General features: G+C 73.9%; 7 protein-coding genes and 1 pseudogene. 7 read left to right on the forward strand and 1 reads right to left on the reverse strand.

The window, feature by feature from the left end; genetic code table 11:
- Positions 1-351 (reverse strand): hypothetical protein (locus tag IF83_RS33480; RefSeq protein ID WP_037681985.1); only part of this gene is annotated, 351 nt, incomplete at its 3' end.
- A gap of 167 nt (positions 352-518) precedes the next feature.
- On the opposite strand from IF83_RS33480, the gene IF83_RS0129230 reads away from it, so the two are divergent.
- The 7 genes and pseudogenes from IF83_RS0129230 to IF83_RS0129260 all read left to right on the forward strand — a co-directional run bounded on the left by IF83_RS0129230 (position 519) and on the right by IF83_RS0129260 (position 9023).
- Positions 519-1118 (forward strand): TetR/AcrR family transcriptional regulator, encoded by a 600-nt coding sequence (locus IF83_RS0129230; protein WP_030549342.1) that lies wholly within the window; start codon positions 519-521, stop codon positions 1116-1118.
- A gap of 490 nt (positions 1119-1608) precedes the next feature.
- Complete coding sequence (locus tag IF83_RS0129235; protein ID WP_051723528.1) at positions 1609-3978, forward strand: MMPL family transporter; 2370 nt, start codon at positions 1609-1611, stop codon at positions 3976-3978.
- Between the two features lie 383 nt (positions 3979-4361).
- The gene (locus tag IF83_RS0129240; protein ID WP_078844008.1) at positions 4362-5267 is read left to right on the forward strand and encodes an energy-coupling factor ABC transporter permease; all 906 of its coding nucleotides are present in this window, start codon (positions 4362-4364) and stop codon (positions 5265-5267) included.
- Positions 5268-5287: 20 nt separating this feature from the next.
- Positions 5288-5737 (forward strand): annotated as a pseudogene (locus tag IF83_RS34390) (PDGLE domain-containing protein); the annotation flags it as partial.
- Positions 5738-5739: 2 nt separating this feature from the next.
- Positions 5740-6501: a cobalt ECF transporter T component CbiQ gene (gene cbiQ, locus IF83_RS0129250; RefSeq protein ID WP_030549349.1), complete on the forward strand. Its 762-nt coding sequence runs from the start codon at positions 5740-5742 to the stop codon at positions 6499-6501.
- A 228-nt stretch (positions 6502-6729) separates the two neighbouring features.
- Complete coding sequence (locus IF83_RS0129255; protein WP_030549351.1) at positions 6730-7557, forward strand: energy-coupling factor ABC transporter ATP-binding protein; 828 nt, start codon at positions 6730-6732, stop codon at positions 7555-7557.
- Positions 7558-7793: 236 nt separating this feature from the next.
- On the forward strand, positions 7794-9023 hold the full coding sequence (locus tag IF83_RS0129260; RefSeq protein ID WP_051723529.1) for a serine hydrolase domain-containing protein: 1230 nt from the start codon (positions 7794-7796) through the stop codon (positions 9021-9023).
- Positions 9024-9365 lie beyond the last annotated feature (342 nt).

Genomic DNA, 9365 nt, shown 5'->3' on the forward strand with positions numbered 1-9365 from the left:
GCGGGGCGGGTCGCGGCCGCCCGGAGCCCGGGGTGGTGCCTGCCGGTGGAGAGCGGGGGCGGCTGCGGCGTCCGGCCGTCGCCGCCCGTGTTCCCGCCGGCCCGTCCGTTGCCGGCCGCGGGGGCGCCGGTCGCGGCACCGCCGGGGGCGCAGCCGCCGCACGCCTGCGCCCTCGGCCTTCTTCACCCCCTCGGCCTTCTTCACCCCCTCGGCCTTCTCCACCCCCGCGGCCTTCTCCACCCCTGCGGCCTTCTCTACCCCCTCGGCCTTCTCGCTCCCCGAGCCGAGGGGCCCCTCCCCGTCGCCGCTGTCCTCGCCCTGCCTGCCCGGCCGCGCCGTGATGCGCGGCACACATCGAAACGTTGTCGTTTCGTTCGGGGCGGTTCTAGGATCTGCTGTACGAAACCGTTTCGTTCAAGCGGGGCGGGGCGGGGACGGGGGGCCGGTCCGTCCTGCTTCTTTCCCCGCTGTCCCAACGGCCGTTTTCCCGCGGCCCGCTTTCCGCCAAGGAGGTCCGGATGCCGACCGAGGAGGCCGCGCAGCCCGTACGCCGCACCCGGCTCACCCCCGAGCGTGAGGCCGAGCTGTTCGGTGCCGTCCTCGACCTGCTGCGCGAGGTCGGCTACGAGGCGCTGACCATGGACGCGGTCGCGAGCCGCACCAGGTCCAGCAAGGCCACCCTCTACCGCCAGTGGAGGGGTAAACCGGAACTGGTCGTCTCCGCCCTCCGGCACGAGGCCCCCGTCAACCTGCTGCGGTTCGACACCGGATCGCTCCGCGGCGACCTGCGGGCCGTCGCCCGGCAGATGGACGAGGGCCAGTGCATCAGGGACGCCGAGCTGCTGAGCGCCCTCGGCCACGCCGTGCACCGGGACGCCGGACTCCACCAGGCCCTGCGTGACCTGCTGATCGAGCCCGAGGTCCAGGCGCTCGACCAGATGCTCCAGCGTGCCGTGGACCGGGGCGAGCTGGCCGCGGACTGCCCGGCCCGGACGTATGTGCCGCACATGCTCATCGGGGGGGTCATCACCCGCTACCTGGTCGAGGGGGTGTACGCCGACACGGACTTCCTCGTCGGTTACGTCGACTCCGTGATCCTGCCCGCGCTCGGCGCGTAGCCCGGTCCGGGGCGCCCGGGCGCGGAACCGCCGACAACGGATCGCCCACAACTCGGAAATCCACAACAGAACTTCCCACAACAGAACCCCACAACAGAACCCCACAACAGAACCCACAACGGAAGCAGCATCCGCCACGCGGCGCCCGCCGAACGCCACCGGGCGGGCCCGGTGCGGCCTCGTGCGGTCACCGGGACCCGCTCCGCACTGCCCGAACGTCCTTCCCGTCCCGGCGGCCCAAGCGGTGCGGCGGACGCGCGGGGAGCCGGCGGGGCCCCGCCCCGCTCCCGCCGGTGCGGATCGGCGCGGGCCACGCCTGCCGCAGGCCGTATATCCGCATATCCGCCCGATGTCCGCCCGTTGGCCGCCGCCACCGGCCACTACTGGCCACCACCGGCCTCCCGCGCACTTCGCGCCCGCCGGACCGCCACGAACATCCGCAACCCCTATCCCTCTCACGACCATCCGACCCGACGGGAGACCACTCCTCGTGGCCACTTTCCTGTACCGCATCGGCCGGCTCGCCTTCCGGCGACGCTGGCTCGCCACGCTCATATGGACGGCGCTGCTGGCCGGTGTCGGCGTCGCCGCGGCGACCGCGCCCGGCCCCGCCGGCAACTCGTTCTCGATCCCCGGCACCGAGGCCCAGCGTGCCTTCGACGTGCTGGAGGAGCGCTTCCCGGGCGCCGCCGCCGACGGGGCCACGGCCCGTGTCGTCTTCCGCGCACCCGACGGTGAGAAGATCACGGACCCGGAGAACAAGGCGGCGGTGCTGGACGTCGTCGGCGAACTGGCCGACGGCGGACAGGTCGCCGGCGCACCCGACCCCTTCCGCGCCAAGGCCATCAGCCGGGACGGCACGACCGCCTACAGCCAGGTCTCCTACGAGGCCAATTCCTTCGAGCTGACCGAGAAGTCGCGCGAGGAACTGCAGGCCGCCGCCGAGAACGGCCGCGAACAGGGCCTGACGGTGGAGACCGGCGGCGACGCCCTCCAGGCCATTCCGGAGACCGGAAGCGGCGAGATCATCGGCGTCGTCGTCTCCGCGATCGTGCTCGCGATCACCTTCGGTTCGCTGATCGCGGCCGGGATGCCGCTGATCACCGCCCTGATCGGGGTCGGCGTCGGAGTCGGCACCATCACCGCGCTCGGCAGTGTGCTGGACCTGTCCAGCACCACCTCGATCCTCGCCACGATGATCGGCCTGGCCGTTGGTATCGACTACGCGCTGTTCATCGTCTCCCGCTACCGCGCCGAACTGGTGGACGGCCGCGAGCCGGCGGACGCCGCGGGCCGCGCCGTCGGCACCGCGGGCTCGGCGGTCGTCTTCGCCGGGCTGACCGTCGTCATCGCCCTGGCCGGACTCTCCGTCGTCAACATCCCGCTGCTCACCAAGATGGGCCTCGCGGCGGCCGGCACGGTCGTCGTCGCCGTCCTCGTCGCCCTCACCCTGATCCCGGCCGTGCTGGGCTTCGCGGGCGACCGGGTGCTGGGCCGCAGAGCCCGCGCGGTCCGCAAGGCGGCGGGAAGCGGCGCGGCCGCGGACGGCACTTCCGGGAAGGGCGCCGTCGAGAAGGGCACGTCCGGTGAGCCCGCCCCCGGTGAGCCCGCGGCCGGTGCTCCGGCCAAGCCGAACATGGGCACCCGCTGGGCGCGGTTCGTCCTGCGGCGCCCGGCGGCCGTCCTGCTCGTCGGCGTGGTCGGACTCGGCGCCCTGGCGGTGCCGGCGACGGACCTGAGCCTCGGCCTGCCGGACGACGGCAGCCAGCCGACGAGCACGACCCAGCGCAAGGCGTACGACATGCTCTCCGAGGGCTTCGGCCCCGGCTTCAACGGGCCGCTCGTGGTCGTCGTGGACGCGGACGGCAGCGACGACCCGAAGGCCGCGGTGGAACGCGTGACCGACCGGGTCTCCGGCCTGGACGGCATCGCCACCGTCACTCCGGCGCAGTTCAACAAGGCCGGGGACACGGCCATGTTCAGCGTCATCCCCGCCTCGGAGCCGACCGGTGCGGAGACCGAGGAACTCGTCGCCGACATCCGGGCGGAGGCCGGCGACCTGCTGGCCGACACCGGCGCGCGGACCCTGGTCACCGGCACCACCGCGATGAACATCGACGTCTCGCAGAAGCTCAACGACGCCCTGCTGCCCTATCTGGCGCTGGTCGTCGGGCTCGCCTTCCTGCTGCTGACGGTCGTCTTCCGGTCCCTCCTCGTCCCGCTCAAGGCGGCGCTCGGCTTCCTGCTGTCCGTCGTGGCGGCGCTCGGCGCGGTCGTGGCCGTCTTCCAGTGGGGATGGCTCGGCGGGCTGTTCGGCGTCGAGGAGACCGGTCCGATCATGAGCATGATGCCGATCTTCATGGTCGGTGTGGTCTTCGGCCTGGCGATGGACTACGAGGTCTTCCTCGTGACCCGGATGCGTGAGGCCCACGTCCACGGGGAGAGCCCGCACGAGGCCGTGGTCACCGGCTTCCGGCACGGAGCCCGGGTGGTCACCGCGGCCGCGGTCATCATGATCAGCGTCTTCGCCGGCTTCATCGGATCCTCCGACTCGATGATCAAGATGATCGGCTTCGGGCTCGCGATCGCCGTGCTGTTCGACGCCTTCATCGTGCGGATGGCGATCGTCCCGGCCGTCCTGGGCCTGCTCGGCAAGGCGGCCTGGTGGCTGCCGCGGAGCCTGGACCGGGTGCTGCCCAACGTCGATGTGGACGGCGACGGACTCCAGCGTGAGCTGGACCTGCACGAGGCCGCCGCGTCGGGACCGGCCGCCGCGTCCGGTGACGTCGACGCAGACGGTGACGCCGATGGCGCCGAGCGGCGCGCCGAGCAGGCGTCCGGAGCGGGCCGGGCCGGCTAGGCCGCGGCGCGGTGCGGCGGCCGGCCCTCCGGCCGCCGCCCGGACACCCGGTACTCCGGTGTCCCGGTCCCAGCGGAGCCGGGAGACCGGACGGCGCCGCCCCGTGGGGACGGGGCGCGGCGCCGGTGCGGCCCCCGGTGGCATCAGCCGTCCGTTCGGACGCCACCGGGGGCTTCGGCATGCGCGGCCCCGCCCCGCATTTGCACGCAGCGCGGGGTGGGGCCGCCGATTGTCGCGTGCCGGTTGCCGGTTGCCGGTTTCCGGTCAGCGGTTGCCGGAGAGAATCGGAAACCGGGGCGCTCTTGCAAACGATGTGCAAGTGCCCATTACTCTTGAGAGGTCGAACAGGCAGGCCGGCCCAGTCAGCAGAGCGGAGCCACACCATGCACGTCCCCGACGGGTTCTTCGACGCACCCGTGTCCGTGGCCACCGGAGCCGTCGCAGCGGCCGCGGTGGCGGTCGGCCTGCGCGGTGCCCGGCGCGAACTCGACGAGCGCACCGCGCCCCTGGCCGGGCTCGTCGCCGCCTTCGTCTTCGCCGTCCAGATGCTCAACTTCCCCGTGGCGGCCGGTACCAGCGGCCATCTGCTCGGCGGGGCGCTCGCCGCCATACTCGTCGGGCCCTACACCGGTGTCCTGTGCATCTCCGTGGTCCTGCTCATGCAGGCGGTCCTCTTCGCCGACGGCGGCCTCACCGCGCTGGGCGTCAACATCACCACCATGGCCGTGGTGGGCGTGCCCGTCGCCTACGCCGTCTTCCGCGGCCTGGTGCGGCTGCTGCCCCGGGCCCGCGCCTCCGTCACCGCTGCCTCCTTCCTGGCCGCGTTCCTCTCCGTGCCGGCCGCCGCGGCCGCCTTCACCGGCCTCTACGCCCTCGGGGGCACCGCCGACGTGGCGATCGGCAAGGTCTTCGCGGCCATGCTGGGCGTCCACACGCTCATCGGCATCGGTGAGGGCGTCATCACCGCCCTGACCATCGGTGCGGTCATCGCCGTCCGGCCCGACCTCGTGTACGGGGCCCGGGGCCTCGTACAGCAGCCGCGTCTCCTCACCACCGGCCCTGCCTCCGCGCCGGCCCGCCCGCGCCCGACCGGCAGCACCACCGGCAGCACCGCCGCCCCGGCGGCCACGGCCCGGGCGGCCACTGCCCCGGCGGCCACGGCCCGGGCGGCCACGGCCACTGCCACCTCTGGCTCCGTCCCGGGCACCGGCAGCACTCCCGGTTCCGGCGGCACCCCCGACTCCGGCGACACCGGCCGGAGCAACGACAGCAAGGAGGCGACCGCCTGATGTCCGCCACCCGTCCCCAGGCCCCGCGCACCCGGCTGCTGTGGATCACAGGCGTCCTGACCGCCCTGCTGCTCGCCGGGGTCGTCAGCTACTACGCCTCGGCCAGCCCCGACGGTCTGGAGAAGGTCGCCGCCGACCACGGCATCGACAAGACCGTCGAGGACCACGCGGCCAAAGACTCCCCGCTCGCCGACTACCAGACCCGCGACATCGGTGACCCCCGGCTCTCCGGCGGGCTCGCGGGCGTCGTCGGAGTCGGTGCCACCCTGGCCCTCGGCACGGGCCTTTTCTGGCTCGTACGCCGCCGCCCGCAGGGCACCGACGGGCAGGGCGCCGACGGGCGGGGCGCCGACGGGCAGGGCGCCGGCCCGGAGGAAGCCCACCCCGAGGATGCCCGTCCCGAAAGTGCCCGCCCGGAAAATGCCCGCCCGGAGGACGCCCGTCCCGCCGCCGCCCAGGGCGAGCGTTAGCCATGGGAGCGGGCCACGCCCACAGGCTCTACCGGCACGGCCACTCGGCCGTGCACCGGCTGCCGCCGCACTGCAAGATCGCCGCGGCCTTCGGCTTCGTCCTCGCCGTGGTGGCCACTCCCCGTGAGGTCTTCTGGGCGTTCGGCGCGTACGCCCTGCTGCTGGCGGCGACCGCGGCGGTGGCTCGCGTCCCGGCCGGTTTCCTGCTGAAGCGGATGCTGGTCGAGGTGCCGTTCGTCGCCTTCGCCGTCCTGATGCCGTTCGTCGCCGAGGGGGAGCGCACCGAGGTGCTCGGCCTGTCGCTCTCCGTCTCCGGGCTCTGGGGCGCCTGGAACATCCTGGTCAAGGGGACGCTCGGGGTCGCGGCCTCCGTGCTGCTCGCCTCCACCACCGAACTGCGCGAACTGCTCCTCGGACTGCAGCGGCTGCGGATGCCGCCGATGCTCGTCCAGATCGCCTCCTTCATGATCCGCTACGGCGACGTGATCACCGACGAGATGCGCCGGATGCGGATCGCCCGGCTCTCCCGCGGCTTCGAGGCACGCGGCGTCCGTCACTGGGGCGTGCTGGCGAAGTCCGCCGGTGCCCTGTTCATCCGCTCCTACGAGCGCGGCGAACGGGTCCACCTCGCGATGGTCAGCCGGGGATACACCGGCACGATGCCCGTGATCGACGAGGTGACCGCCACCCGCTCGCAGTGGGCCCGCGCCGCCGCACTGCCCGCCGCCGCGCTCGCCGTGTGCCTGACGGGGTGGTCCCTGTGACGGGCCGTGCCGTGGCGCCCGCATGCGTCCCCGTGGCTGCGCGCGTCCCCGTGCCCGCACCCGTGCCCGCACCGGCATCCATGCCCGCACCGGCATCCATGCCCGTAACGGCACCCATCCCCAATCCGGACTCCGCCACCCTCCGCAGCTGCCCCGTTCCCGCGTCGGCAGCCTTTTCCGGTGCCGCGCGTCCGCCGCTCCGCCTCATGAAATGGACCCCGTGACCCCGTGACTCCCGCCCCGGCCCCAGTCCCCTCCGACTCGGCCTCCTCCGCCGCCCCCGGCCCGGACGGCGTCCCCTCGCTGGAGATCGCCGGCCTCGCCTACGCCTACCCCGACGGCCACCAGGCCCTCTTCGGTGTCGACCTGACCGTCGGACGCGGCGAGCGCGTCGCCCTGCTCGGCCCCAACGGCGCCGGCAAGACCACCCTCGTCCTCCACCTCAACGGCATCCTCGGGGCCGACGCGGGGACGGGCGCCGGCACCGTACGGGTGGCCGGGCTGCCCGTCGTCAGGAAGAACCTGGCCGAGGTCCGCCGCCGTGTCGGCATCGTCTTCCAGGACCCGGACGACCAGCTCTTCATGCCCACCGTCCGCGAGGACGTCGCCTTCGGCCCGGCCGCCGCCGGACTGCGCGGCGAGGAGCTGGAGAAGACGGTCGTCCGCGCCCTGGAACGGGTCGGAATGGCCGGCTACGCGGACCGGCCGCCGCACCATCTGTCGTTCGGCCAGCGCCGCCGCGTCGCCGTCGCCACCGTCCTGGCCATGGAGCCGGAGATCCTCGTCCTGGACGAACCCTCGTCCAACCTCGACCCGGCCTCGCGCCGTGAACTCGCCGATGTGCTGAGGTCCCTGGAGGTGACCGTGCTCATGGTCACCCACGACCTGCCGTACGCCCTGGAGCTCTGCCCGCGCTCCGTCGTGCTCAGCGGCGGAGTCATCGCCGCCGACGGCCGGACCCAGGAACTCCTGGCGGACGAGGAGTTGATGCGCGCCCACCGGCTGGAGCTGCCCTTCGGCTTCGACCCGTCCTCGGTGACCGTGCCGACGCGCTAGAGCAGGCGGGCAGTCTCCGCCCTGCCGTGGCCCCGGCACTTCCCCGAACCCTGCGAGCAGGGGGAGCGCACCGGACGCAGCGCCTCTACGAGTAAACGGTGCCCGCCGGGGCACTGGAGACCCGGCACCGGGCCCACCGGGCCCGTTCCGCCCGCCCCCGGGACCTGCCGCCGCCAGGGCACCGGCCCCGTCACCGGACCCGCCGACCGGCCGGCGCGGCATACCAGGCACTATGGATGGCCGGTGACGGAACGGGCAACGGGAGACAGAGCACAGTGGTGGACGTCCACGGCACGGTGGCGGACGGTTTCGAGCCGGTCCGGGACGCCTTCGTCCGCAACTTCGAGGAGCGCGGCGAGCGCGGGGCGGCCGTCGCCGTGCACCGGGACGGACAGAAGGTCGTCGACCTCTGGGCGGGTACGGCCGACCCGTACGGAACCGAGCCCTGGACCGCGGGCACCGCGCAGATCGTGCGGTCCGTCACCAAGGGTGTCGCCGCCGCCGTACCGCTCCTGCTGCAGCAGCGCGGACAGCTCGACCTGGACGCGCCGCTCGGCACCTACTGGCCCGAGTTCAAGGCCGCTGGAAAGGAACGGGTGCTCGTACGGCATCTGCTCAACCACCGTGCCGGAGTACCCGTACTGGACACCCCGCTCACCCCCGCGCAGGCGCTCGACGGCGTGAGCGGACCGGAGGCGCTGGCCGCCCAGGCACCCGCCTGGGAGCCCGGAACGGCGCACGGCTACCACGCCATGACGTACAGCTGGCTGCTCGCGGAGCTGGTCCGCCGCGTCGGCGGACGTCCGATAGGACGCTGGATCGCCGAGGAGATCGCCGCCCCTCTCGGCCTGGAACTGTGGCTGGGGCTGCCGGCCGGGGAGCAGGGCCGGGTGGGACGCGTCGCGGAGGTCCGGGCCCCCGTGCGGCCCGCTGGGGCGGGGCCGCGCGTCCGACCGAAGCGATCCGTCACCGATGCCTACGACGACCCGGACTCCCTGACACGGCGCGCCTTCGCAGTCGTCGACCCGCTGCCGGACGAGAACGACCCGGCCTACCGTGCCGCCGGGCTCCCCGCGTCCGGCGGCATCGCCACCGCGCGGGCGCTCTCCCGCTTCTACGCGGCCCTGATCGGTCCCGTGGCGGACGGCCGCAGGCTGTTCGTGCCGGCGACGCTGACCCAGGCCCGCACGGAGGAGGCCGCCGGCCCGGACCGCGTCCTGGTCGTCGACACCCGCTTCGGACTCGGCTACATGCTCCACGGCCCTGCCTGCCCGCTGCTGTCCCCCGGCTCCTTCGGCCACCCGGGCCGCGGCGGCTCCCTGGCTTTCGCGGACCCGGAGGCGGGTATCGGCTTCGGCTATGTGACGAATGGTCTGCAGAACAACGTGACAGCCGACCCCCGGGCGCAGGCACTGATCCGCGCGCTCCGGGGCTGCCTGGGGGAGACCCGGGCGCCGGGCCACTGAGGCTTCCGGCACGGCGGGACGGCTGAGAAACCGCAGCGCCGGGCCGGTATCGGGGCTGAGGGCGGGGCTCGGGCCGGAACCGGGCTCGGGAGCGGGCGCCGGGGCTGGGAGCGGGCTGCAGAGCGGGCACCGGGACTGGGAGTGGGCGTCCGGGTCGAGGCGTGGGGCCGGGCATCGGGCTGAGGCCGGGGCCGGCCGGCAGGGCCGTGGGACTGGGCGGCGGACTGCGGGCCGAGGTGGGCTGAGGCGGGTCGAGAGGAACGGGCCGAGAGGAACGGACCGAGAGGAACGGACCGAGGCGAGGGCTGAGGCCGGCTGGGTGGGGGCGGGCTCAAGCGGGGG

Source organism: Streptomyces albus subsp. albus, from assembly GCF_000719865.1.
In the GTDB taxonomy this organism is placed as follows: domain Bacteria; phylum Actinomycetota; class Actinomycetes; order Streptomycetales; family Streptomycetaceae; genus Streptomyces; species Streptomyces albus_E.

Bases quoted from the DNA above. Each gene is read 5' to 3' on its own strand.
- cbiQ (WP_030549349.1), top strand. From the start codon at position 5,740: ATGGGAGCGGGCCACGCCCACAGGCTCTACCGGCACGGCCACTCGGCC.
- IF83_RS0129240 (WP_078844008.1), top strand. From the start codon at position 4,362: ATGCACGTCCCCGACGGGTTCTTCGACGCACCCGTGTCCGTGGCCACC.
- IF83_RS0129260 (WP_051723529.1), top strand. From the start codon at position 7,794: ATGGCCGGTGACGGAACGGGCAACGGGAGACAGAGCACAGTGGTGGAC.
- IF83_RS0129230 (WP_030549342.1), top strand. From the start codon at position 519: ATGCCGACCGAGGAGGCCGCGCAGCCCGTACGCCGCACCCGGCTCACC.